At 71.7% G+C, this 23306-nt stretch carries 22 protein-coding genes and 1 pseudogene; 21 read left to right on the top strand and 2 right to left on the bottom strand.

The features are described 5' to 3' along the window. The first annotated feature begins 143 nt into the window (after positions 1-143). The 17 genes from ABD324_RS37035 (at position 144) to ABD324_RS36955 (ending at position 19444) form a co-directional block, all read left to right on the top strand. Positions 144-833 (top strand): demethylmenaquinone methyltransferase, encoded by a 690-nt coding sequence (locus ABD324_RS37035; protein WP_344428563.1) that lies wholly within the window; start codon positions 144-146, stop codon positions 831-833. 144 nt (positions 834-977) lie between these two features. Beyond that, positions 978-2291, top strand: a complete 1314-nt coding sequence (locus tag ABD324_RS37030) for a geranylgeranyl reductase family protein (RefSeq protein WP_344428560.1) — start codon at positions 978-980, stop codon at positions 2289-2291. A gap of 115 nt (positions 2292-2406) precedes the next feature. Then, the gene (locus ABD324_RS37025) at positions 2407-2772 is read left to right on the top strand and encodes an NADH-quinone oxidoreductase subunit A (protein WP_344428557.1); all 366 of its coding nucleotides are present in this window, start codon (positions 2407-2409) and stop codon (positions 2770-2772) included. Positions 2773-2781: 9 nt separating this feature from the next. Beyond that, positions 2782-3330 (top strand): NuoB/complex I 20 kDa subunit family protein, encoded by a 549-nt coding sequence (locus ABD324_RS37020; RefSeq protein ID WP_344428554.1) that lies wholly within the window; start codon positions 2782-2784, stop codon positions 3328-3330. 4 nt (positions 3331-3334) lie between these two features. Beyond that, on the top strand, positions 3335-4183 hold the full coding sequence (locus tag ABD324_RS37015; RefSeq protein ID WP_344428551.1) for an NADH-quinone oxidoreductase subunit C: 849 nt from the start codon (positions 3335-3337) through the stop codon (positions 4181-4183). 58 nt (positions 4184-4241) lie between these two features. Next, the gene (locus ABD324_RS37010; protein ID WP_344428547.1) at positions 4242-5564 is read left to right on the top strand and encodes an NADH-quinone oxidoreductase subunit D; all 1323 of its coding nucleotides are present in this window, start codon (positions 4242-4244) and stop codon (positions 5562-5564) included. Beyond that, entirely contained in the window at positions 5561-6265 is a 705-nt protein-coding gene (gene nuoE, locus ABD324_RS37005) for an NADH-quinone oxidoreductase subunit NuoE (RefSeq protein WP_344428544.1), read from the top strand. Before ABD324_RS37010 ends, nuoE begins: the two co-directional genes overlap by 4 nt. Continuing rightward, positions 6262-7638, top strand: coding sequence for an NADH-quinone oxidoreductase subunit NuoF (gene nuoF / locus ABD324_RS37000; protein ID WP_344428541.1), 1377 nt, complete (start codon positions 6262-6264; stop codon positions 7636-7638). The genes nuoE and nuoF overlap by 4 nt, the downstream gene beginning before the upstream one ends. Beyond that, positions 7635-10064, top strand: coding sequence for an NADH-quinone oxidoreductase subunit G (locus ABD324_RS36995; protein WP_344428538.1), 2430 nt, complete (start codon positions 7635-7637; stop codon positions 10062-10064). The genes nuoF and ABD324_RS36995 overlap by 4 nt, the downstream gene beginning before the upstream one ends. 34 nt (positions 10065-10098) lie before the next feature. Continuing rightward, on the top strand, positions 10099-11403 hold the full coding sequence (nuoH, locus tag ABD324_RS36990) for an NADH-quinone oxidoreductase subunit NuoH (RefSeq protein ID WP_344428535.1): 1305 nt from the start codon (positions 10099-10101) through the stop codon (positions 11401-11403). 3 nt (positions 11404-11406) lie between these two features. Then, complete coding sequence (gene nuoI, locus ABD324_RS36985; protein ID WP_344428532.1) at positions 11407-11949, top strand: NADH-quinone oxidoreductase subunit NuoI; 543 nt, start codon at positions 11407-11409, stop codon at positions 11947-11949. Beyond that, positions 11946-12749, top strand: a complete 804-nt coding sequence (locus tag ABD324_RS36980; RefSeq protein ID WP_344428530.1) for an NADH-quinone oxidoreductase subunit J — start codon at positions 11946-11948, stop codon at positions 12747-12749. The genes nuoI and ABD324_RS36980 overlap by 4 nt, the downstream gene beginning before the upstream one ends. Positions 12750-12822: 73 nt before the next feature. Then, positions 12823-13122 carry an NADH-quinone oxidoreductase subunit NuoK gene (gene nuoK, locus ABD324_RS36975; RefSeq protein WP_344428527.1) on the top strand — a complete coding sequence of 100 codons (300 nt, stop codon included), beginning with the start codon at positions 12823-12825 and terminating at the stop codon, positions 13120-13122. A gap of 103 nt (positions 13123-13225) precedes the next feature. Next, positions 13226-15142, top strand: a complete 1917-nt coding sequence (nuoL, locus tag ABD324_RS36970; protein WP_344428524.1) for an NADH-quinone oxidoreductase subunit L — start codon at positions 13226-13228, stop codon at positions 15140-15142. Next, entirely contained in the window at positions 15139-16782 is a 1644-nt protein-coding gene (locus ABD324_RS36965; RefSeq protein WP_344428521.1) for an NADH-quinone oxidoreductase subunit M, read from the top strand. The genes nuoL and ABD324_RS36965 overlap by 4 nt, the downstream gene beginning before the upstream one ends. Further along, entirely contained in the window at positions 16779-18401 is a 1623-nt protein-coding gene (nuoN, locus tag ABD324_RS36960) for an NADH-quinone oxidoreductase subunit NuoN (RefSeq protein ID WP_344428518.1), read from the top strand. The genes ABD324_RS36965 and nuoN overlap by 4 nt, the downstream gene beginning before the upstream one ends. Positions 18402-18445: 44 nt before the next feature. Next, entirely contained in the window at positions 18446-19444 is a 999-nt protein-coding gene (locus ABD324_RS36955; RefSeq protein WP_425565985.1) for a polyprenyl synthetase family protein, read from the top strand. On the opposite strand, the gene rarD is transcribed toward ABD324_RS36955, so the two are convergent. Beyond that, positions 19420-20340: an EamA family transporter RarD gene (rarD, locus tag ABD324_RS36950; protein WP_344428515.1), complete on the bottom strand. Its 921-nt coding sequence runs from the start codon at positions 20338-20340 to the stop codon at positions 19420-19422. The genes ABD324_RS36955 and rarD overlap by 25 nt on opposite strands. A gap of 79 nt (positions 20341-20419) precedes the next feature. Between rarD and ABD324_RS36945 the strand changes: the two genes are divergently transcribed. The 4 genes from ABD324_RS36945 (at position 20420) to ABD324_RS36930 (ending at position 22665) form a co-directional block, all read left to right on the top strand. Continuing rightward, entirely contained in the window at positions 20420-21022 is a 603-nt protein-coding gene (locus ABD324_RS36945) for an OmpA family protein (protein ID WP_344428512.1), read from the top strand. Between the two features lie 92 nt (positions 21023-21114). Then, on the top strand, positions 21115-21648 hold the full coding sequence (locus ABD324_RS36940; RefSeq protein ID WP_344428509.1) for a hypothetical protein: 534 nt from the start codon (positions 21115-21117) through the stop codon (positions 21646-21648). A gap of 67 nt (positions 21649-21715) precedes the next feature. After that, on the top strand, positions 21716-21889 hold the full coding sequence (locus ABD324_RS36935; protein WP_344428507.1) for a hypothetical protein: 174 nt from the start codon (positions 21716-21718) through the stop codon (positions 21887-21889). A gap of 35 nt (positions 21890-21924) precedes the next feature. After that, a complete protein-coding gene (locus tag ABD324_RS36930) occupies positions 21925-22665 on the top strand; it encodes a dienelactone hydrolase family protein (RefSeq protein ID WP_344428504.1) in 741 nt (246 codons plus the stop codon). Positions 22666-22716: 51 nt separating this feature from the next. Here the strand turns inward: ABD324_RS36930 and ABD324_RS36925 are convergent. Beyond that, positions 22717-23306, bottom strand: a pseudogene (locus tag ABD324_RS36925) (2-oxoacid:ferredoxin oxidoreductase subunit beta); the annotation flags it as partial.

Below are 23306 nucleotides of genomic sequence, written 5' to 3'. Positions count from 1 at the left end.
GGCGCGCCGCTCGTCGGACACCCGGGACGGACTCTGCTCAACCACGAACTGCGCCGCGCTCATGGCGACAAGGTAACTCGGTCGCGGAGCCGCAGCCGGGCCAGGTGCGCGCCGCCCCGGGGCGCCCGACGTAGGGTTCGGGGGTGGCCAGGGCCGAGCTCGACAAGGACCCGCACGACGTCGCGGCGATGTTCGACGGCGTCGCGCGGCGCTACGACCTCACCAACACCGTGCTCACCGCGGGGCAGGACCGCCGCTGGCGGAAGTTGACCCGCCAGGCGCTGGAGCTGCGGCCGGGACAGAAGGTTCTCGACCTCGCGGCCGGGACCGCCGTCTCCACCGAGGAGCTCGCGAAGTCCGGCGCCTGGACGGTGGCCGCGGACTTCTCCCTCGGCATGCTCCGCGCGGGCGCCGGGCGGGCCGTCCCGAAGGTGGCCGCGGACGCGCTGCACCTGCCGTTCGCCGACGCGAGCTTCGATGCCGCGACCATCAGCTTCGGCCTGCGCAACGTGGCCGACACCGCCCGCGCCCTGGCCGAGCTCGCGCGCGTCACCCGGCCCGGCGGGAGGCTCGTGGTCTGCGAGTTCGCCACCCCCACCTGGACGCCCTACCGGGTCGCCTACCAGGACGTGATGCTCCGCCGGGTGCTGCCGGCGATCGCGCGCCGGGTGTCGTCGAACCCCGAGGCCTACACCTACCTGAGCGAGTCGATCGTCGACTGGCCGCCGCAGCGGCGGCTCGCCGAGATCATCGCGGGGGCCGGCTGGACCCGGGTCGCCTGGCGCGACCTGGCGGGCGGCGCGGTCGCCCTGCACCGCGCCACACGCGCCTGACCGGCCCCGATCCGGACCCGCGCCCGGCGCCCGTCCGAACGCCGGCGGAACCCCGGAACACGGACAACCACCCCGCCTGGACATCGCGCCAGACTTCGTGAAACAGTTCACAAGTACCTCGTGAACCAGTTCACAAGGAGCGACATGCGCGCGGCCGATCCCACCACCGGCGGCGCCGCGGCCGGCAGTGTTGCGCGGTCCGCGGATGCCGACGTGATCGTCGTCGGCGCCGGGCCCGCGGGCTCGACGGCGGCGGCGTACCTCGCGCGCGCGGGTCTGGACGTCCTGCTGCTGGACAAGTCGACGTTCCCCCGCGCCAAGGTGTGCGGCGACGGACTGACCCCCCGGGCCGTCAAGCAGCTCATCGACCTGGGGATCGACATGTCCGAGGCCGCCGGGTGGCGGCACAACAAGGGCCTGCGCGCCGTGGCCGGCGGGGTCAGCATGGACCTCCCGTGGCCCATGCTCGCGAGCTTTCCGGACTTCGGCGCCGTGCGCCCCCGCCAGGACTTCGACGAGCTGCTCGTCCGGCACGCGGAGAAGCAGGGCGCTCGGCTGCGCGAGGCCACCACGGTCACCGCGGCGATCGAGGAGAACGGCGTCGTCGTCGGCGTCGAGGGTCACGAGGGCCCGGACCGGCGACCGTTCACGAGACGGGCCCCGCTCACCCTCTCCTGCGACGGGGTGTCCGCCCGGGTCGCGCTCTCCCTCGGCATGGTGAAGGACGACCGGCGGCCCCTCGGCGTCGCCGTCCGCCGGTACTACACCAGCCCCCGGACCGACGACGACTTCCTCGAGACCCACCTCGAGGTCTGGGACCGCCGGGACCCGAAGGCGCCGAAGCTCCTGCCGGGCTACGGCTGGATCTTCGGGATGGGCGACGGCACCTCCAACGTCGGCCTCGGCATCCTCGCCACCGGCCGCACCAACGGCACCGGTGACTACCGCGGCCTGCTCACCCACTGGCTCGCGGCCCAGCCGGAGGAGTGGGGCTTCCGCGAGGAGAACGCCGTCGGCACCATCGGCGGCGCGGGCCTCCCGATGGGTTTCAACCGCACCCCGCACGCGCGTCCGGGCATGCTGCTCGTCGGCGACGCGGGGGGCATGGTCAACCCGCTCAACGGCGAGGGCATCGCGTACGCCATGGAATCGGCGTCGATCGCCGCGCAGTGCGCGATCCAGGGCCTCGCCCGCTCCGGGGCCTCCCGCGAGGCGGCGCTGGCCGCCTACCCCCGCCGGATGAGCGAGGCGCTGGGTCATTACTACCGGCTCGGTAACGCCGCCGCCCGGCTGATCGGCAATCCCGCGGTCATGCGGGTCGCGACCCGGCACGGGCTGCCGCGGCCGACCGTCATGAGGTTCCTGCTCAAGCTCCTGGCCAACCTCTACGACCCGAAGGAGGGGGAGTTGAGCGATCGCGTTCTCACGGCGCTGACCAGGCTCACCCCGGCTGTGTAACGCCCACTCGGTAAGGCTGTCCTGGCCTGATCCGCGTGATCGGCCCCACGTTAGGGTCCGCCACGCCGGGTAGTCCGGTCCCACCCCGTCGCAGTGCAGACAACGAAGGTGCACGATGCTCGGTTCCTATCTCCCGCTGCTGTTGCTGTTCGCCCTCGCGGGGGCCTTCGCGCTGGGCTCGGTCACCGTGGCGCCCTACGTCGGGCCACGCCGCTACAACCGGGCGAAGCTGGACTCCTACGAGTGCGGGATCGAACCCTCGCCGCAGCCCGTGGTCGGCGGCGGCCGGATGCCCGTCGCCTACTACCTCACGGCGATGCTGTTCATCCTCTTCGACATCGAGATGGTCTTCCTCTACCCGTTCGCGGTGAACGCGGACGCGCTCGGCCTGTTCGGGCTGGTGGAGATCGTCCTGTTCATCGTCACCGTGGGCTTCGCGTACACGTACGTGTGGCGCCGCGGCGGTCTCGACTGGAACTAGGAGCGACCCATGGGACTCGAGGAGCACCTGCCCTCCGGCGTCCTGCTGACCAGCGTCGAGAAGCTGGTCAACTGGACGCGCAAGTCGTCGCTCTGGCCCGCGACCTTCGGTCTGGCCTGCTGCGCGATCGAGATGATGACGACCGGTGCCCCCCGGTACGACCTCGCTCGGTTCGGCATGGAGGTCTTCCGGGCCTCGCCGCGCCAGGCCGACCTGATGATCGTGGCCGGCCGGGTCAGCAACAAGATGGCCCCGGTCCTGCGCCAGATCTACGACCAGATGCCCGAGCCGCGGTGGGTCCTCGCGATGGGGGTCTGCGCGAGCTCCGGCGGGATGTTCAACAACTACGCGATCGTGCAGGGCGTGGACCACGTCGTCCCGGTCGACATGTACCTCCCGGGATGTCCGCCGCGTCCGGAGATGCTGATGGACGCGATCCTCAAGATCCACGCCAAGATCATGGACGAGCCGCTGAACGCCAAGCGGGCGCAGGAGCTCGCCGAGAGCGGCTACAAGACGCCGATGATCCCGTCGTCGATCAAGTACGCGAAGAAGTGATCTGATGGCTGACCAGGGAAAGACGAGCAAGGATCGCGAAGAGCCGACCGGCGGCGAGCAGTCGTCGGCCGAGGCCAGCGGCCCCGCCACCGAGGCGCAGCGCGCGGCCGGCGGCGAGGCCCCCGAGGCGGGCGGGCTCGAGCAGACCCCGGAGGTCCCCGAGGGCGGCACCCGGCTCTCCCCGACGCGCGAGCGCTCCGGCATGTTCGGCGTCCGCGGCTCCGGGGACACCTCCGGGTTCGGCGGGCTGAAGCTGCCCGGCTACGCCCCGGCCCCGGCCGAGCGGCCCTACGGCGGCTGGTTCGACGAGCTGGCCGACGAGCTGGCCGAGGCCATGGACCGCAAGGGGATCGCGCGCTCCGCGGTCCGCCAGGTCACGGTCGACCGCGGCGAGATCACCTTCTACGTCGAGCGCGAGGCGATCCTCGAGCTCTGCCGCACGCTGCGGGACGAGCCGCAGCTGCGCTTCGAGCTCTGCTCGAGCGTGTCCGGTGTGGACTACTCGGCACCGGACGGGACCGGGGTGTCGGCGGTCGCGCAGCCGCTGCACGTCGTCTACCACCTGCTGTCGATGACCTGGCGGCGGCGGATCCGGCTCGAGGTCGCCCTCGACTTCGCCGACACGCACCTGCCCAGCGTCGTGGAGGTCTACCCGACGGCGGACTGGCACGAGCGCGAGACCTGGGACATGTTCGGCGTGATCTTCGACGGTCACCCGGCCCTGACCCGGATCCTGATGCCGGACGACTGGGAGGGCCACCCCCAGCGCAAGAGCTACCCGCTCGGCGGGATCCCCGTGGAGTACAAGGGCGCGGAGATCCCTCCGCCGGACGAGCGGAGGGCGTACTCGTGAACGCCACTGTGCGGGCGCGGAGATCCCTGCAGCGACTGGACGAGCGGAGGGCGTACTCATGACCACCGACCCGTACGCGGAGACTCGCGAGACCACCGAGGGCACCGTCTACACGGTCACCGGCGGCGACTGGGACACGCTGCTCGACGACGTGGCGGCCGACGAGCACGACGACCGCATCGTCATCAACATGGGCCCGCAGCACCCGTCGACCCACGGAGTGCTCCGGCTCGTGCTGGAGCTCGAGGGCGAGACGGTCACCCAGGGCCGCACCGTGATCGGCTATCTGCACACCGGCATCGAGAAGAACTGCGAGTACCGGACCTGGACCCAGGGCGTCACCTTCGTGACGCGCATGGACTACCTGGCCCCGCTGTTCAACGAGACCGGCTACTGCCTCGGCGTGGAGAAGCTCCTCGGGATCGAGGTGCCCCGCCGGGCCCAGCTGATCCGCGTGCTGCTCATGGAGATCAACCGGATCGGCTCGCACCTCGTGTGCCTGGCCACCGGCGGCATGGAGCTCGGCGCGCTCACCGGCATGACGGCGGGCTTCCGCGAGCGCGAGGAGGTGCTCCACCTGCTGGAGTACCTGACCGGGCTGCGCATGAACCACGCCTACATCCGCCCCGGCGGCCTCTCCCAGGACCTCCCCGTGGACTGGGCCGAGAAGGTCACGGACTTCGTGAAGATCATGAAGTCCCGCCTGCCGGACTACGACAAGCTGCTCACCGGGCAGCCGATCTGGAAGCAGCGCCTCGAGGGCGTCGGCTACCTGCCCGTGGACGGCTGCCTCGCGCTCGGCGCGACCGGCCCGATCCTGCGGTCGGCCGGCCTGCCCTGGGACCAGCGCAAGATCGAGCCGTACTCCTGCTACGAGGAGTTCGACTTCGAGGTCCCGACGGCCACGGAGGCGGACTGCTACGCCCGCTACCGGCTGCGCGTCGCCGAGATCCACGAGTCCGTGAAGATCATCGAGCAGGCCGTGAAGCTGATCGAGCCGGGCCCGGTCATGGTCGAGGACCGCAAGGTCGCCTGGCCGGCGCAGCTGTCCATCGGCAGCGACGGCATGGGCAACTCCCTGGAGCACGTCCGCAAGATCATGGGGCAGTCCATGGAGTCGCTGATCCATCACTTCAAGCTGGTCACCGAGGGCTTCCACGTCCCGGCCGGCCAGGTGTACTCGACGGTGGAGTCGCCCCGCGGCGAGCTGGGCTTCCACCTGGTGTCCGACGGCGGCACGCGGCCCGTGCGCGTCCACGTCCGGGACCCCAGCTTCGTGAACCTGCAGACCATGCCGGCGATGAGCGAGGGCGGCATGGTCGCCGACGTCATCGCCGCCGTGGCGAGCATCGACCCGGTCATGGGGGGCGTCGACCGATGAACGAACTCACCCACGTGCGGGCGAAGGAGATCATCGCCCGCTACCCGGTGGCCCGCTCGGCGCTGCTGCCGATGCTGCACCTGGTCCAGGCCGAGGAGGGGTTCGTCTCCCAGGCCGGGATCGCGTTCTGCGCCGAGCAGCTGGAGCTCACCACCGCCGAGGTCAGCGCGGTGGCGACCTTCTACACGATGTACAAGCGCACCCCCTGCGGCGAGCACCTCGTGTCGGTGTGCACCAACACCCTCTGTGCCGCACTGGGTGGGGACGACATCTACGCGCGCCTGTCCGAGCGGCTCGGGGTCGGCCACGAGGAGACGGTGGGGGAGCCCGGCACCACCGGCTCGCTCACCCTGGAGCACGCGGAGTGCCTGGCGGCCTGCGATCTCGCGCCCGTCATCCAGGTCAACTACGAGTACTACGACAACCAGACCGTCGACTCCGCCGTCGAGCTGGTGGACGCGCTGCGCCGCGGCGAGAAGCCGCCGCCCACGCGCGGCGCCCCGCTGACGGACCTGCGGACCGTCGAGCTGGAGCTGGCCGGGTTCACCGAGGACGAGGTGGTGGCGGCTGCGGCCGTCGCCGGCCCCTCGGCCGCCCCGGAGACCCTGCGCGGCAACACGATCGCCGCCGAGCGCGGCTGGGCCGCCCCCGCGCTGCCCGGCGAGCACCCCGCCCTCCCGCCCCTGCAGGAGAAGAAGTGACCGCCCCCGAGAGCTCCACCCCGGACACGATCACGCCGGTCCTCACCCGCCGCTGGACCGAGGACGCCTCCTGGACGCTCGAGACCTACGAGCGCACCGGCGGCTACGAGGCGCTGCGCACGGCCCTCGCGGGACAACCGGACCAGCTCATCACGCTGATCAAGGACTCCGGCCTGCGCGGTCGCGGCGGCGCGGGGTTCCCCACCGGCATGAAGTGGTCCTTCATCCCGCAGGGCTCCACCGGCCCGGGCGCCAAGCCCAAGTACCTCGTGATCAACGCGGACGAGGGCGAGCCGGGGACCTGCAAGGACATCCCGACGATGATGGCGGACCCGCACTCCCTGGTGGAGGGCTGCATCATCACCAGCTACGCGATCCGCGCGAAGTTCTGCGCGATCTACGTGCGCGGTGAGGCGCTGCACCCGATCCGCCGGGTCCGTGCCGCCGTGGCTGAGGCGTACGCGAAGGGGTACCTGGGCCGCGACATTCTCGGGTCCGGGTTCGACCTGGACATCGTGGTGCACGCCGGCGCCGGCGCGTACATCTGCGGCGAGGAGACGGCGCTGCTCGACTCGCTCGAGGGCCGCCGTGGCCAGCCGCGGCTCAAGCCTCCGTTCCCCGCGACGGCCGGGCTCTACGCCAGCCCCACCGTGGTGAACAACGTCGAGACGATCGCGTCGGTTCCCTTCATCGTCGCGGGCGGGTCGGACTGGTTCCGCACGATGGGGTCCGAGAAGTCGCCCGGGCCGAAGATCTACTCGGTGTCCGGGCACGTCGAGCGACCCGGCCAGTACGAGGCGCCGATGGGCACCACGCTGCGCACGCTCCTGGAGCTGGCCGGCGGCATGAAGGACGGTGTGCCGCTGAAGTTCTGGACGCCCGGCGGCAGCTCCACCCCGATGTTCACCGCCGAGCACCTCGACGTCCCCCTGGACTTCGAGGGTGCGGCCGGCGCCGGCTCCATGCTGGGGACGACCGCGGTGCAGGTCTTCAACGAGACCGTGTCCGTGCCGTGGGCCGTGATGAAGTGGACCGAGTTCTACAAGCACGAGAGCTGCGGCAAGTGCACCCCGTGCCGCGAGGGCACGTACTGGCTGGTGCAGATCCTGGAGCGGATGGTGCACCACCAGGGCACGCCCGAGGACATCGACACGCTGCTCGACGTCTGCGACAACATCCTCGGCCGCTCCTTCTGCGCGCTGGGCGACGGCGCGACGAGCCCGATCACGAGCGGCATCAAGTACTTCCGCCAGGAGTTCCTGGACCTCATCGCCGAGCAGCCGACGGTGCCGAGGCCCGAGCAGCTGGCCGACATCGAGGCGGAGCTCGCGGAGCCGACCATGAACACGAAGCTGAGTGGAGCCTCCGCATGACCGTGGCCCCCGAGAGTGAGAAGAAGCCCGTCCCCGAGGGGCACGTCCGGCTCACCATCGACGGCATCGAGATCGACGCCCCCCAGGGTGAGCTCCTCATCCGCACCTGCGAGCGGCTGGGCATCGTCGTCCCGCGCTTCTGCGACCATCCGCTGCTGGACCCCGCGGGTGCCTGCCGGCAGTGCCTGGTCGAGGTGGAGATGGGCGGCCGGCCGATGCCGAAGCCGCAGGCCAGCTGCACCATGACCGTCGCCGACGGCATGGTGGTGAAGACGCAGCACACGAGCCCGGTGGCGGACAAGGCGCAGCAGGGCGTGATGGAGCTGCTGCTCATCAACCACCCGCTGGACTGCCCGATCTGCGACAAGGGCGGCGAGTGCCCCCTGCAGAACCAGGCGATGTCGAGCGGCCGCACGGACTCGCGGTTCGTGGAGACCAAGCGGACCTTCGAGAAGCCGCTGCCGATCAGCACCGAGGTGCTGCTCGACCGCGAGCGCTGCGTGCTCTGCCAGCGCTGCACCCGCTTCTCCGAGCAGATCGCCGGCGACCCCTTCATCGACCTGCTCGAGCGCGGCGCGAACCAGCAGATCGGCACCGCCGAGGACAAGCCCTTCCAGAGCTACTTCTCCGGCAACACCATCCAGATCTGCCCGGTCGGCGCGCTCACCAGCGCCGCCTACCGGTTCCGCTCCCGCCCGTTCGACCTCAGGTCGACGCCGAGCGTGTGCGAGCACTGCAGCTCCGGCTGCGCCTCGCGCACGGACACCCGCCGCGGCGCGGTGCAGCGCAAGCTCGCCGGCAACGATCCCGAGGTCAACGAGGAGTGGCTCTGCGACAAGGGCCGCTTCGCCTTCCGCTACCTCGCCTCCAAGGAGCGGATCACCCGCCCGCTGGTGCGCGACGAGTCGGGCGCCCTGGTCGAGGCCTCCTGGACCGAGGCGCTGCGGATGGCGGCCGAGGGGCTGCTGGCGGCACGGTCGCACCGGGGGATCGGCGTGCTGGCCGGCGGCCGGCTGACCGTCGAGGACGCCTACGCGTACGCCAAGTTCGCGCGCGTCGCCGCCGGCACCAACGACGTCGACTTCCGGGCCCGGCCGCACTCGGCCGAGGAGCTGGAGTTCCTCACCACCACGCTGGGCACCACCCCGGAGACGGGCGTGAGCTTCGGCGCGGTCGAGGCCGCGCCGAGCGTGCTCAGCGTCGGGCTGGACCTGGAGGAGGAGGCGGGGATCCTGTTCCTGCGCATCCGCAAGGCCGTGCGCAAGCACGGGCAGCGGGTGTTCGCGCTGGGCCAGTGGACCACCGCCGGCGTGCACAAGACGGCGGCGACGCTCGTCCGGTCCGTCCCCGGTGCCGAGGCCGCGGTGCTCCGCGAGCTGATGACGACGGGTGGCGAGCTGGTTGACGCGCTCTCCGCCCCCGGCGCGGTGATCCTGGTCGGCGACCGGGCCGCCGAGGTGCCGGGGCTGTACTCCGCGGTCGCCGAGCTGGCCACCCGGACCGGTGCGAAGGTCGCCTGGATCCCGCGCCGCGCGGGTGACCGGGGCGCCCTCGAGGCCGGCGCGGTGCCGACCCTGCTGCCCGGCGGACGCCCGGTCACGGACGCCGCCGCCCGCGCCGAGGTCGAGCAGGCCTGGGGGGTCACGCTGCCCGCCGGGCCCGGCCGCAGCACGGACGAGATCCTCGCCGCCGCGGCGGCCGGGGAGCTGTCCGGGCTGGTCGTCGGCGGGGTGGACCCGCACGACCTGGCCGATCCGGCGGCGGCTCTCGCGGCGCTCGACCAGGTCGGGTTCCTGGTCAGCCTCGAGATCCACGCCTCCGCCGTCACCGAGCGGGCGGACGTCGTCCTCCCGGTCGCGCCGGACGCGCAGCGCGGGGGGACGTACCTCAACTGGGAGGGCCGCGCGCGGCCGTTCCAGCCCTCGCTCGACGCGAGCGGCGTGCTGCCGGACTGCCGGGTGCTCGACACCCTGGCCGTCGAGATGGACGCGGACCTGTTCACCCAGACCCCGGCCGCCGCGGCCGGCGACCTGGAGCGGCTGGGCCGCTTCACCGCCTCCGCGACCGCCCCGTCCGTCGAGCCCGGTGCCACGCCGCGGCCCGCGCAGGTCGGCCAGGCGGTGCTCGCCACCTGGCGCCAGCTGATCGACGACGGATCCCTGCAGATCGACGAGCCGGCCCTGGCCGGCACGGCCCGCGCGCCGCGGCTGCGCGTCAACGCGGCCACCGCCGAGCGCCTGGGGCTCGCGGCCGACGGCGACGCCAGCGTCGCCACCGACCGCGGGGCGATCACCCTGCCCGTCGAGCTGGCGGACCTGCCGGACGGCGTGGTCTGGCTGCCGGCGAACTCGCCCGGCTCGACGGTCCGCAGCACGCTCGGCGCCGGTCACGGCGCGTTGGTCCGGGTGTCCGGGGGTGTCGCGTGAACCACGCCGACGTACTTGTCTCCGCGGAGGCGTCATGAGCATCGCCCAGGCCCAGGACGGGCTGACCCACACCCAGCAGCTGCTGGCGGACGACCCCTTCTGGCTGATCCTGCTGAAGGTGGTGGTGCTCTTCGCCCTCGGCGTGGTGCTGACCCTCTTCATGATCAACTGGGAGCGCAAGGTCGTCGGCCGGATGCAGCAGCGTCCCGGCCCGAACCGGGTGGGCCCCGGCGGCTGGCTGCAGTCCCTCGCGGACGGGCTGAAGCTGGCCTTCAAAGAGGACATCATGCCCGTCCTCGCCGACAAGAAGGTCTACTTCATCGCCCCGGTGATCTCCACGATCCCGGCCTTCGTCGCCTTCTCGGTGATCCCCTTCGGCGGCGAGGTGTCCATCTTCGGCGAGCGCACGGCGCTGCAGCTGGTGGACCTGCCCGTCGGCGTGCTGGTCGTCCTGGCCTGCTCGTCCATCGGCGTCTACGGGATCGTGCTGGGCGGCTGGGCCTCCGGCAACCCGTACTCGCTGCTCGGCGCGCTGCGCTCCGCGGCCCAGGTGATCTCCTACGAGATCGCGCTCGGCCTCTCGGTCGTCGCGGTGGTGCTCTACTCGCGCTCGATGTCCACCGCGGACATCGTGGCCGCGCAGGGCACCGGCTGGTACTTCTACCTGCTGATCCCGAGCTTCGCGGTGTTCGTCATCTCGATGGTGGGCGAGACGAACCGGGCGCCCTTCGACCTCCCCGAGGCCGAGTCCGAGCTGGTCGGCGGCTTCCACACCGAGTACACGTCGCTGAAGTTCGCGCTGTTCTTCCTCGCCGAGTACGTCAACATGGTCACCGTCTCGGCGATGGCCACCACGCTGTTCCTCGGCGGCGGCCAGATCCCGTGGCTGGGCCACCTGTGGTCCGGCTTCGACAACGGCTGGTTCCAGTTCCTGGCCTTCGTCGTGAAGATGCTGATCTTCCTGTTCCTCTTCATCTGGCTGCGCGGCACGCTGCCCCGCTTCCGGTACGACCAGTTCATGAAGCTGGGCTGGAAGGTGCTGGTCCCGCTCAGCCTCGGCTGGATCCTGGTGATCTTCGCGATCCGCGCCTACCGCAACAGCACCGGCGGCAGCTCCACCGCGGCCCTGCTGATCACCATCGGCATCGTGCTGCTGGTGATCCTGGCCATCGCGTTCCTGCTCCCGGACCGGCGGGGCCCGGAGGCGGAGCCGGTCGAGGTCGCCTCGGACTACCCGGTCCCGCCGCTGGACCTCAAGATCCCCTCGAAGCCCAAGCGCCGCAAGGCCGTCACGCCGCGGCAGCCCGCGGGCGTGCTCTCCGGGAAGGAGGAGGAGTAGACGATGTTCGAGTTCTTCAAGGGCTTCGGCGTGACCTTCTCGACGATGTTCAAGAAGGTCGTCACCGAGGAGTACCCCGAGGACTTCCCGCCCGCCGCGCCGCGCTACCACGGCCGCCACCAGCTCAACCGGCATCCGGACGGGCTGGAGAAGTGCGTCGGCTGCGAGCTGTGCGCCTGGGCCTGCCCGGCCGACGCGATCTTCGTGGAGGGCGGGGACAACACCGAGGAGGCCCGCTTCTCCCCGGGTGAGCGCTACGGCGCCGACTACCAGATCAACTACCTGCGCTGCATCGGCTGCGGGCTCTGCATCGAGGCGTGCCCCACGCGCTCGCTCACGATGACGAACTTCTACGAGATGGCCGACGACAACCGTCAGGACCTGATCTACACCAAGGAGCAGCTGATGGCCCCGCTGCTGCCCGGCATGGAGCAGCCGCCGCACCCGATGCGCCTGGGCAAGGACGAGCAGGACTACTACGTCCAGGGTCCCGTCCTGGCCCGCCACGGTGTCGAGGCGGACCCGGTGGGGGAGCAGACGCGATGAGCGTCCTCGCACAGACGGCGGGGGACGCCGGCCTCGGCGAGGCGATCGTCTTCTGGATCCTCGGGCCCGTCGCCCTCGGCGCGGCCCTCGCCATGGTCCTCGCGAAGAACGCGGTGCACTCGGCCCTGTTCCTCGTGGTCACGATGCTGTCGCTCGCGGTGCTCTACATGATGCAGCAGGCCCCGTTCCTGGGCTTCGTGCAGATCATCGTCTACACCGGCGCCGTGATGATGCTGTTCCTGTTCGTGCTCATGCTGGTGGGCCGGGACAGCTCGGACTCGGTGGTGGAAGTGCTTCGCGGGCAACGGGTCGCGGCGCTGCTGCTCGGCCTCGGCTTCGCGCTGCTGCTGGTGGCCGGCGTCGGGCGCACCGTGTTCGCGGTCCCCCCCGCGGGCCTGGGCGTGCAGGGCGAGAACGGCAACCTGGCGGGCATCGGCAAGCTGATCTTCACCGAGTACCTCTTCCCGTTCGAGCTCACCTCGGCGCTGCTGATCACCGCGGCGCTCGGCGCGATGGTGCTGGCCTTCGCGCAGAAGAACCAGCAGTCCAAGCGCAGCCAGCGGGACACGGTCATCGCCCGCCTCCGCGGCGAGCACGCGCGGATCTCCCCGCTGCCCGGCCCCGGCGTCTACGCCACGGCCAACTCCGTCGCCGTCCCGGCGTTGCTGCCGGACGGCTCGGTGGCGCCGGAGTCGCTCTCGGAGATCATCGAGGGCCACGAGGTGGACGAGACGCCCCGCCCGCCCTCGGACGCACGCTCCCTGCGCGGCCGCCGCTCGGAACTGGGGGGCGGGGCATGAGCGAGCTCGCGAGCTCATCGATGGGCGCAGCAATCCCGGTTCATTGTCCGACGAGCGTCAGCGAGGAGGAGCGATGAACCCGAGCTACTACCTGCTGCTGTCCGCGCTGCTGTTCAGCGTCGGCGCCGTCGGCGTCCTGGTGCGCCGCAACGCGATCGTCGTGTTCATGTGCGTCGAGCTGATGCTCAACGCGGTGAACCTGTCGCTGGTCACCTTCGCCCGCATCAACGGCACGCTCGACGGCCAGGTCATGGCGTTCTTCGTCATGGTGGTCGCCGCGGCCGAGGTGGTCGTGGGCCTGGCCATCATCATGTCGATCTTCCGTACCCGCAGAAGCTCGTCGGTAGACGACGCCAACCTCCTGAAGTACTAGAGGAGCCTCCGAAGATGCCCGCTCCCCTTGTCGCGTTATGGAACCATAACGCGATTTTCCGGCCCGTTTTCGAACGTTATGGATCCATAACGCGGAGGGTTTCGTGAACGCGCTCGCTCCGCTCCTCTTCGTGCTGCCCGCTGCGGGGGCGCTGCTCAACTTCCTCGTGGGCAAGCGCGGCAACGCGTGGGGGCACTGGGTCGGGGTCGCGACCGTGCTCGGCGCCTTCGTCGTCGGGCTGGTGCTGTTCTTCGACACGCTCGGGCTGGCGCCCGAGGCGCGGACGCGGGACATCTCGCTGTTCAGCTGGATCGGCAGCGGCACGCTGAACATCGACTTCGGGATCCGGCTGGACCCGCTGTCACTCACGTTCGTGCTGCTCATCACCGGCGTCGGCTCGTTGATCCACATCTACTCGGTCGGCTACATGAGCCACGACCCCGGGCGGCGACGCTTCTTCGCGCAGCTGAACCTGTTCGTCGCGGCGATGCTGATCCTGGTGCTGGGCAACAACTTCGTGATGCTCTACCTCGGCTGGGAGGGCGTCGGCCTGGCGTCCTACCTGCTGATCGGCTTCTACCAGGACCGGCCCAGCGCGGCGACCGCCGCCAAGAAGGCCTTCCTGATGAACCGCGTCGGCGACGTCGGGCTGGCCATCGCGATCTTCCTCATCTGGCTCAACCTGGGCACGCTGCAGTACTCGGAGGTGTTCGCCCGCATCGGCCAGCTGTCCGGCGGCACGATCCTCGCGATCACGATCCTGCTGCTCCTGGGCGCCTGCGGTAAGTCCGGCCAGTTCCCGCTGCAGTCCTGGCTCCCGGACGCGATGGAGGGCCCGACCCCCGTCTCGGCCCTGATCCACGCGGCCACGATGGTCACGGCGGGCGTCTACCTCATCGCCCGCACCCACCCCATCTACGACCTCACGGAGTCCGGACGCCTGGTCGTCTCGCTCATCGGTGTGATCACGCTGCTCATCGGCGCGATCATCGGCTGCGCGTACGACGACATCAAGAAGGTGCTCGCGTACTCCACGGTCAGCCAGATCGGCTACATGATCCTGGCGGTGGGCCTCGGCCCGGCCGGCTACGCGCTGGGCATCTTCCACCTGCTCACGCACGGCTTCTTCAAGGCCGGGCTGTTCCTCGGCGCCGGCTCGGTCATGCACGCCATGAACGACGACGTGAACATGCGCCGCTTCGGCGGCCTGGCCCGGTACATGCCGATCACCTTCGTGACCTTCGGGCTCGGCTACCTCGCGCTCATCGGCTTCCCCTTCCTCTCCGGCTACTTCTCCAAGGACGCCATCATCGAGGCCGCGTTCGCGCAGGAGGGCTGGAAGGGCTGGGTCTTCGGGCTGGCCGCGGCGCTGGCGGCCGGGCTGACGGCCTTCTACATGACCCGCCTGGTGATCATGACGTTCTTCGGCAAGGAGCGCTGGCGCGACATCAAGGCGCCGGACGGCCACGACTACCACCCGCACGAGTCGCCGGCGACCATGACGGTCCCGATGATCGTCCTGGCCGTCGGCTCCGTGTTCGGCGGCTTCGTGCTCTCGACGATCGGGCTGTACGAGTGGCTCGCTCCCTCGCTCGGTGAGCTGCGCGAGGAGACGGCGACGCCGGCGGGTGGCATGCCGCACTCGTTCGTCCCGTGGTTCGTGCTCCTCCTCGCCGCCCTCGGGGTGCTGATCGCCTACCTCACGGTGGGCCGGCGCCCGACGCCGCTGGAGCGGCCGGAGCGGGTGTCCTTCCCCGTGCGGGCCGCCCGGAAGGACCTGTACGCCAACGCCATCAACGAGACGCTCATCGCGCGGCCGGGCGTCTGGCTCACCCGCGGGCTGGTGTTCCTCGACAACCGCGGCGTCGACGGCCTGGTCAACGGCATCGCCGCCGGCCTCGGCGGCGGGTCCGGGCGGCTCAGACGGTTGCAGACCGGGTTCGTGCGCTCGTACGCGCTCTCGATGCTGGGTGGCGGCGTCCTCGTCGTCGCGGCCCTCCTGGCGGTGAGGTTCTCGTGAACGCCTTCGACTCCGCCCCGGACACCGGCGGCAGCGTGCTGCTGCTCGTGCTCCTGATCCTGCCGATCCTCGGCGCCCTGGCGATGTACCCGTTGCGGCACAACGTCCCGGCCGCCAAGTGGACGGCGATGGCGACGGCACTGGCCGAGTTCGTCCTCGTCGTCGTCACCTGGGTCGGGTACTCGCCCGCGGCGGCGAGCGGCGGCGAGCGCTTCCAGTACGTGTTCTCGGTGCCGTGGATCCCCGCCTTCGGCACCCACCTGGCGTTCGGCATCGACGGCATCGCGCTCGTCATGGTCGCGCTGACGGCGTTCCTCGTCCCCGGCCTGATGCTCTTCGCCTGGGCCGAGAAGCTGCCCGAGGGGCGCACGGCGTCCGGCTACTTCGCGCTGCTGCTGGCCACCCAGGCCACGCTCGTCGGGGTCTTCACGGCCACGGACGTCTTCCTGTTCTACGTCTTCTTCGAGGCGATGCTCATCCCGATGTACTTCCTGATCGGGCGCTTCGGCGGCCCGCGCAGGCAGTACGCCTCGGTGAAGTTCTTCCTGTACTCGCTGCTCGGCGGCCTGATCATGCTGGCCTCGCTGATCGGCCTGTACGTGACGAGCGCGGACCAGCTGGGCGCGGGCACGTTCACCTGGACGGACCTGCAGTCCATCGCGGCGAACACGCCGACGTCGACCCAGATCTGGCTCTTCCTGGGCTTCTTCGTGGCCTTCGCGATCAAGGCGCCGCTGGTGCCCTTCCACACCTGGCTGCCCGACGCCGCCGCCGAGGCGCCGATCGTCGCCTCGGTGCTGCTCGTCGGCGTGCTGGACAAGGTGGGCACGTTCGGCTTCCTGCGCTACTGCCTGCCGCTGTTCCCGCAGGCCAGCCAGACCCTCGCGCCGCTGGTGCTGGTGCTGGCGGTGATCGGCATCCTCTACGGCGCGCTGCTGGCCGTGGGGCAGAAGGACATGAGCCGCTTCGTGGCCTACACGTCCATCGCCCACTTCGGCTTCATCGCGCTCGGCACGTTCGCCTTCTCCAGCCAGGCCTTCGCCGGCGCCGTGCTCTACATGGTCAACCACGGGCTCTCGACCGGGATGCTCTTCGTCATGGTCGGCCTGCTGGTCGCCCGCGGCGGATCGCGCCTGATCAGCGACTACGGCGGCGTCTCGAAGCTGGCGCCGGTGCTGGCGGGCTGCCTGCTGCTGGCGGGGATGAGCTCGCTGGCGCTGCCCGGCACCAACTCGTTCGTGAGCGAGTTCCTGGTGCTGGTCGGCTCCTACCCGCGCGAACCCGTGGCGACGATCCTGGCGACCGTCGGGATCATCTTCGCCGCCCTCTACATCCTCTGGTTCTACCAGCAGACGATGCAGGGCCCGGTCCGCGGCAACGCGGTGATCCGGTCCCTGGAGGCGAGCGGTGCGGGCGGGCCCGGGGCCATGATCGACCCGTCCGTGGCCGCGAAGCGCGGCGCGGGCTTCCCCGACCTGACGAAGCGGGAGCTCGGCGTCCTGGCGCCGCTCATCGTCGTGATCGTGGTGCTCGGGTTCTTCCCGAAGCCCGTGCTCGACGTGATCAACCCGTCCGTCGTGTCGACCATCTCCGAGGTCGGGCTGCCCGACCCGGTCCCGGCCGGAGGGATCGCCCGATGACCGTGTTGGCCCAGGGGCCGCTGGCCCCGCTGACCGCGCCGCCGATCGACTACGCGGCGATCATGCCGCTGCTCGTCGTGCTGGCCGGGGCGTGCGTGTCCGTGCTGGTCGAGGCGTTCCTGCCGCGGCACCAGCGCTGGCCCGCGCAGGTCGTGCTGACCGTCCTGGTGATCGCCGTCGCCGGCGTCACGCTCGGCGTGTACGCCGACGGGGCGCCCGCCGCGGGGGTGGTGACGCTCGCGGACTCGCTCGCGATCGACGTCCCCACGCTGTTCCTGTGGGGCACGCTGCTGCTGCTCGGCTTCGGCTCGATCCTGCTCATCGCGGACCGGTCCGTGGAGCCGGGCGGGGCGTTCATCGCCTCGGCCGTCGAGCGGGCCTCCGTGGGGGCCGCGCCCGGCACCACCACCGGGGGCAGCGGTGTCGACCCGGAGCACGTGGACCGCTCGTACGGGGCCCCCGGCGACGCGCCCACCATGCAGACCGAGGTCTTCCCGTTCACGCTGTTCGCGCTCGGCGGGATGATGGCGTTCGTCGCCTCGAACAACCTGCTGACGATGTTCGTGGCGCTCGAGGTGCTGTCGCTGCCGCTGTACCTGATGTGCGGGCTCGCGCGGCGCCGCAGGCTGCTCAGCCAGGAAGCCGCCGTCAAGTACTTCCTGCTCGGGGCCTTCGCCTCGGCGTTCTTCCTCTACGGCGTCGCGCTGCTCTACGGGTACGCGGGCTCGGTGCGGCTGTCGGACATCGCGAACGCGGCCGTGGGCACCACGAAGTCGGACGCGCTGCTGTTCGGCGGGCTCGCGCTGCTCGTCGTCGGGCTGATGTTCAAGGGCTCCGTCGGCCCGTTCCACACCTGGACGCCGGACGTCTACCAGGGTGCGCCCACGCCCGTCACGGCCTTCATGGCGGCCTGCACGAAGGTCGCGGCCTTCGGCGGCATCCTGCGTGTGATGTACGTGGCCTTCGGGTCGACCCACTGGGAGTGGCGCGGGGTCATGTGGGGCGTGGCGATCGCGTCCATGGTGATCGGCGCGGTGCTGGGCCTCACCCAGACCGACCTGAAGCGCATGATCGCGTACTCGTCCATCGCGCACGCCGGTTTCCTGCTGATCGGCACGATGGCGATCACCCGCGAGGGCACCTCGGCCACGCTGTTCTACCTGCTGGCCTACGGTTTCACCACGCTCGCGGTGTTCGGCGTCATCTCCCTGGTCCGCGGGCCGGACGGCGAGGCCACGCACCTGTCCCAGTGGGCAGGTCTGGCCAAGCGGTCCCCGGTGCTCGCCGGCGTCATGACGTTCCTGCTGCTCGGCCTGGCCGGCATCCCGTTGACCTCCGGCTTCACCGCGAAGTTCGCGGTGTTCTCGGCCGCGCTGGGCGACGGGATGGCGCCGCTGGTGGTGATCGCGCTGGTGGCCTCGGCCATCGCGGCGTTCTTCTACCTGCGTGTGGTCGTGCTGATGTACTTCAGCGAGACCCCGGCGGACGGTCCGACGGTCACGGTGCCGGGGGCGTTCACCACGGTGGCGATCACCCTGGGTGTGGTCGTCACGCTGCTGCTGGGCATCGTCCCGACGCTCGCCCTGAACTGGGCGGCGGCGGGCGGGCTCACGGGCTGAGCGGCGCCGGAGCATTGTCGGGACGCGCCTCGTAGGCTGGTGGCGTGGAGACGCAGAGCGTGGCGGGTGTGGAGCTCGCCGACCCGGAGCTGGCCGCCGCGACGGCGGGTGGGCTCGTCCGGGTGGAGGAGCTGCTGCACCGTGAGGTGCACAGCGAGTACCACTTCGTCAGCGAGACGTCCCTGCACCTGATCGACGCGGGCGGCAAGCGGTTCCGGCCGCTGTTCACCCTGCTGGCGTCGCAGGTGGGCCCTTCCCCGGACGGGGACGACGTGGTGCGGGCGGCGGCCGTGGTGGAGCTGGTGCACCTGGCCACGCTCTACCACGACGACGTCATGGACTCGGCCACGATGCGCCGGGGCGCGGAGAGCGCGAACTCCCGCTGGGACAACACGGTCGCGATCCTGACCGGGGACTTCCTGTTCGCCCACGCGTCGCGGCTGGTCGCGGACCTGGGGCCGGCGGCGGTGCGGATCATCGCCGAGACCTTCGCCGAGCTCGTCACCGGGCAGATGCGGGAGACCCGCGGCCCCGGCGAGGGCGACGATCCGGTGGACCACTACCTGCAGGTCATCGCGGAGAAGACGGGCTCGCTCATCGCGACGGCCGGCCGCTACGGCGGCATGTTCTCCGGCTGTACCCCCGAGCAGATCGAGTCGCTGCACCGCTTCGGCGCCACCATCGGCACGGCCTTCCAGATCTCGGACGACATCATCGACATCGCGTCGCCGTCGCTCGACTCGGGGAAGACGCCGGGCACGGACCTGCGCGAGGGCGTGCACACGCTGCCCATGCTCTACGCGCTGGCGGACCCGGAGAGCCCCGAGCGCCTGCGCTCGCTGCTCGCCGCGCCGATCACGGCGGACGAGGAGGTCGAGGAGGCGCTCACGCTGCTGCGGGCGGGCTCCGGCATCCCGCGGGCCAAGGACACCCTCGCGGGCTACGCCCAGGAGGCGCGTGCCGAGCTGGGCAAGCTCCCCGCCTGCCCCGCCATCGAGGCCCTCGCGACCCTCACCGGCTACACGGTCGACCGGATCGCCTGAGCCGCCGGCCGGTTCCGCGTCGAGCGGAACAGGTCGACGGTGAAGATCACCAGCGCCACCCACACCAGGCCGAAGCCGATCCAGCGGCTCGGGGGCATCGCCTCGCCGTTGGCCAGGACGCCCCAGAGGAACTGGAGGGTCGGCGTGAGGTACATGAGGGTGCCGACGGTCGTGAGCGGGATCCGGCGGGCCGCGGCGCCGTAGAGCAGCAGCGGCAGCGCCGTGATCGGGCCCGCCAGGACCATCAGCAGCGGGTGCACCGCCCCGTGGCCGGTGAACGTGCCGTGCCCGGCCACCTCGAAGACCACGGCCGCGGCCAGCGCGAGCGGCCCGACGAGCAGGCTCTCGGCGGTCAGGCTCGTCATCGAGCCCAGCGGGACGGTCTTCTTGATCAGACCGTAGAGGCCGAAGGACACCGCCAGGATCAGGCCCAGCCACGGCACCGTCCCGCTCCCGACGCTGATCACCACGACCGCCGCCGTCGCGATCGTCAGGGCGGCGACCTGGGCGGGGGTGGGCCGCTCGCGCAGCACCAGCACGGCGAGCAGCACGCTGATCAGGGGGCTCACGTAGTAGCCGAGCGAGATGTCGACGACGTGGTCGACCGACACGCCGTAGATGAACACACCCCAGTTCGCCGTGATCACCACGGCGGCGACCGCGACCGCGGCCCACACCCGCCAGGACAGCCCGCGCAGGTCGGACCAGCGGCGCAGCGCCGTCAGCACGCCGGCCATCAGGACCATCGTCCAGAGGATCCGGTGGGCGAGGACCTCGAGCGGGCTCGCGGGGTCCAGGAGCGGCCAGAAGGCCGGGAACAGGCCCCACACGGCGTTGGCCGAGACGCCGAGGGCCACTCCCCGCCGGTCGAGCGGCGGGGAGGGCGGATGCGTCACGCACGCATCAGACCATCCGGCGTCACCCGGCGCACGGTGCCGCCGCTGTCACCGCTTGTTATCACGCCGACACCCGACCGTGAGATCGTTCCCCGACGAGGGGGTGCGGATGGCGGTCGGCCGGCGCGGTGCGTGGTGGGTCGCGGCGGCCGTCGTGGTGCCCGTCGCGCTGGCCGCGGGGGCGGTGCTCTGGCTGCGCCCGGCCCCGGCGGTCCCCACCTCCGACGCCGCCCCGCCCGTCGCGACCACCGCCGTCACCCCCGAACCGGGCGCTCCCGCACCGGCCCGGCTCACCGCCCCGACGGCGGCCACGGCGACCCCGGACCCCGCCGGTGCGGCCGCCGCCCGTCAGAAGCTGGTGGAACGGGTCGCGGCGGCGCCCCTGCGGTTCGCCGGCGAGAGCGCCGCGCTGACCGCCGGCACGGCGGCCGCGGTCACCGAGATCGGCGCCCTGCTCGTGGCGGCGCCGGAGGTGCGCGTGCACCTCGTGGGGCACACCGCGGACCTGCCCGGACCCGAGGGCCGGGCCCTGGCGCTCTCCCAGGACCGGGCGCGCGCCGTCGCGGAGGCGTTGATCGCCGCGGGGGTGGACTCGGGCCGGGTGACCAGCGAAGGTGTGGGGGACGCGGGCCCGCTCGCCACCCCGGAGGCGAGCCGGCGGGTGGAGATCGTGCTGACCTGAGCCGCCCGCTCCGAGCGGCGCAGGCGCGATCGGGTGTATCGGATGGGGCCGGTCGGGCGATCAACCGGGTGAGAGCCGAGGGGAGGCGGGCGGTGGGAACCACGTTCGTGCAGGTCTGGGTGTTCTGCCTGGCCGCGTTCCTCGTGGGCGCGCTCGTGACCTGGCTGGCCTTCGCCGCGCCCGCGCGGCGCGAGGCCGCCGCGCTGCGCAAGGCGCCGCCTGCCTATCCGGGCCGGACCGGGCAGCCGCCGGTCGCGCCCGATCCCGTCCGGGCGGCGCAGGCTCCGCTCACGCCGCTGCCCGGCGTCGCCCGGCACGCGCGGCGGGCTCCGGAACGGCCCACCAACCCGGCCCTGGCCGGCCTCGACGGCACCGCGCGGCAGCGACGGCGCCCCGGCACGGCAGCGGTCGGCGCGCTCGACCGGATGCGGCACGGGCCGGACGCGGGCCCGCCGCAGAACGGACAGGGGCCGGCGATCCCGGCCCAGGGCGGCCCGGGCGCCCGCCCGCCGCGGAACGACGCGCCCGGGGGCCTGTTCACCCCGCCGGAGCAACGCCGTTCCGGGGAGGACGTCCCCGATGTCCCCGCACGTCGGGATCCTCCTGAGGACGGTCCCGTCCACTGAGCCCGTTGATCTTGACGGCCCCTCCGGGCTCGGAAAGACTGGCACCGTTCGAGACGGGGGGATCAGCATGGCCGACGCCGCCCAGGACGCGCAGCCAGGACCGGAGCCCGAGCCCCCGTACTCGGCGTCGGTCCCGCTGCCACGCCGGGCCCCGCGGCCGTCGGCTCCCGGCCGCGACGAGGACCAGCCGGACATCCGGCTGCTCGAGCGGATCCTCGGGGCGCTCACCGAGCGCCGCTGACGGCCCGTCGCGCTGCGAGAGGAAGCCGGATCCCCATGCCCCGCACCAGCCTCACCGTCGCCGCTCCCGCCGGTGACTGCCCGGCCACCCTGCACACCCCCGAGGGCGAGGGTCCCTGGCCCGGCGTCGTGATGTTCGTCGACGCCGGTGGGGTGCGCGAGACGTTCCTGGTCATGGCGGACCGCCTGGCCGCCGCCGGCTACTCCGTCCTGCTGCCGGACGTCTACTACCGGACGCCGTTCGCGCCGTTCGCGATGGACACGGTGTTCACCGAGCCGGACGAGCGGGCGCGGCTCATGGCGCTGATGGCGGGCCTGACCATGGACATGGTCCGGGAGGACTCGCCCGCCTACGCCGACGCGCTGCTGGACCGGCCGGAGACCTCCGGCTCGGCGATCGGCACCACCGGCTACTGCATGGGCGGCAAGGTCTCCCTGACGGCGGCGGCCGCGCTGGGGGAGCGGGCGGGCGCCGCCGCGTCCTTCCACGGCGGCCGGCTCGCGGTGGCGGACGACCCGAGCAGCCCGCACCACCGGGTGTCGGACATCCGCGCCCGGGTACTCGTGGTGGCCGCCACGGACGACGCCGGGTTCGGGCCCGAGCAGTTCGCGCTGCTGGAGGAGTCGCTCACGGCCGCCGGCGTGCCGCACACCCTCGAGACCTACCCCGCCGCCCACGGGTTCGCGGTCCCGGACAACCCCACGTACGACGCCGCGGCCGAGCAGCGGCACTGGACCGCGCTCGAGGACTTCTACGGGGCGGCACTCGCCCGGTGACGCGGAACGCCGCCCGGGAGACCCGGGCGGCGTTCCGTGTGGTGCAGGGGATCAGGCGACGATCGTCCAGGTGTCCCGGCCGTTGAGCAGGGCCTGGAGGTCGGCATCCGGGGTCTTGTCCTTGGCCTGCTGGACCTGGGCGCGGGCGGCGTCGTCGTAGGTGGTGCGGTCGACGTTGCGGAAGATGCCCGTGACGGTGTGGGTGAGGTCCTGGTCGGACAGTCGCGAGAGCGCGAAGGCCAGCTCGTGGCTGGTCTGGTCGTGGACCACGATCTGTGACTGGTCGACCGAGGCGGCGGGGACGACCTCGAGGCGGAACCCGTTCTGGATCACGGCCTGGCGGTTGTCTTCCGGGCCGAAGACGATGGGTTCGCCGTGGCGGATCGGGACGAGGCGCTGGTCCTTGGTCTCGGGTTTGCGCAGGAGGTCGAAGGAGCCGTCGTTGAAGATGGGGCAGTCCTGGAAGATCTCGACGAGCGCGCTGCCGCGGTGGGCGGCGGCGGCGCCGAGGACCTCGGTGAGGCCCTTGCGGTCGCTGTCGAGGGCGCGGCCGATGAAGCTGGCTTCGGCGCCGAGGGCGAGGGAGATGGGGTTGAAGGGGTGGTCGACCGAGCCCATGGGGGTGGACTTGGTGATCTTCC

This window comes from Pseudonocardia ailaonensis (genome assembly GCF_039531635.1).
In the GTDB taxonomy this organism is placed as follows: Bacteria; Actinomycetota; Actinomycetes; order Mycobacteriales; family Pseudonocardiaceae; genus Pseudonocardia; species Pseudonocardia ailaonensis.
The sequence above is the reverse complement of the archived record's forward strand: the minus strand, read 5'-3'. Positions and strand labels throughout refer to the sequence as shown.

Excerpts from the sequence above, each read along its gene's own strand:
- ABD324_RS37030 (WP_344428560.1), top strand. The coding sequence starts at position 978 with ATGCGCGCGGCCGATCCCACCACCGGCGGCGCCGCGGCCGGCAGTGTT.
- ABD324_RS37025 (WP_344428557.1), top strand. The coding sequence starts at position 2,407 with ATGCTCGGTTCCTATCTCCCGCTGCTGTTGCTGTTCGCCCTCGCGGGG.
- ABD324_RS37020 (WP_344428554.1), top strand. The coding sequence starts at position 2,782 with ATGGGACTCGAGGAGCACCTGCCCTCCGGCGTCCTGCTGACCAGCGTC.
- ABD324_RS37015 (WP_344428551.1), top strand. The coding sequence starts at position 3,335 with ATGGCTGACCAGGGAAAGACGAGCAAGGATCGCGAAGAGCCGACCGGC.
- ABD324_RS37010 (WP_344428547.1), top strand. The coding sequence starts at position 4,242 with ATGACCACCGACCCGTACGCGGAGACTCGCGAGACCACCGAGGGCACC.
- nuoE (WP_344428544.1), top strand. The coding sequence starts at position 5,561 with ATGAACGAACTCACCCACGTGCGGGCGAAGGAGATCATCGCCCGCTAC.
- ABD324_RS36995 (WP_344428538.1), top strand. The coding sequence starts at position 7,635 with ATGACCGTGGCCCCCGAGAGTGAGAAGAAGCCCGTCCCCGAGGGGCAC.
- nuoH (WP_344428535.1), top strand. The coding sequence starts at position 10,099 with ATGAGCATCGCCCAGGCCCAGGACGGGCTGACCCACACCCAGCAGCTG.
- nuoI (WP_344428532.1), top strand. The coding sequence starts at position 11,407 with ATGTTCGAGTTCTTCAAGGGCTTCGGCGTGACCTTCTCGACGATGTTC.
- ABD324_RS36980 (WP_344428530.1), top strand. The coding sequence starts at position 11,946 with ATGAGCGTCCTCGCACAGACGGCGGGGGACGCCGGCCTCGGCGAGGCG.
- nuoK (WP_344428527.1), top strand. The coding sequence starts at position 12,823 with ATGAACCCGAGCTACTACCTGCTGCTGTCCGCGCTGCTGTTCAGCGTC.
- nuoN (WP_344428518.1), top strand. The coding sequence starts at position 16,779 with ATGACCGTGTTGGCCCAGGGGCCGCTGGCCCCGCTGACCGCGCCGCCG.
- ABD324_RS36935 (WP_344428507.1), top strand. The coding sequence starts at position 21,716 with ATGGCCGACGCCGCCCAGGACGCGCAGCCAGGACCGGAGCCCGAGCCC.
- ABD324_RS36930 (WP_344428504.1), top strand. The coding sequence starts at position 21,925 with ATGCCCCGCACCAGCCTCACCGTCGCCGCTCCCGCCGGTGACTGCCCG.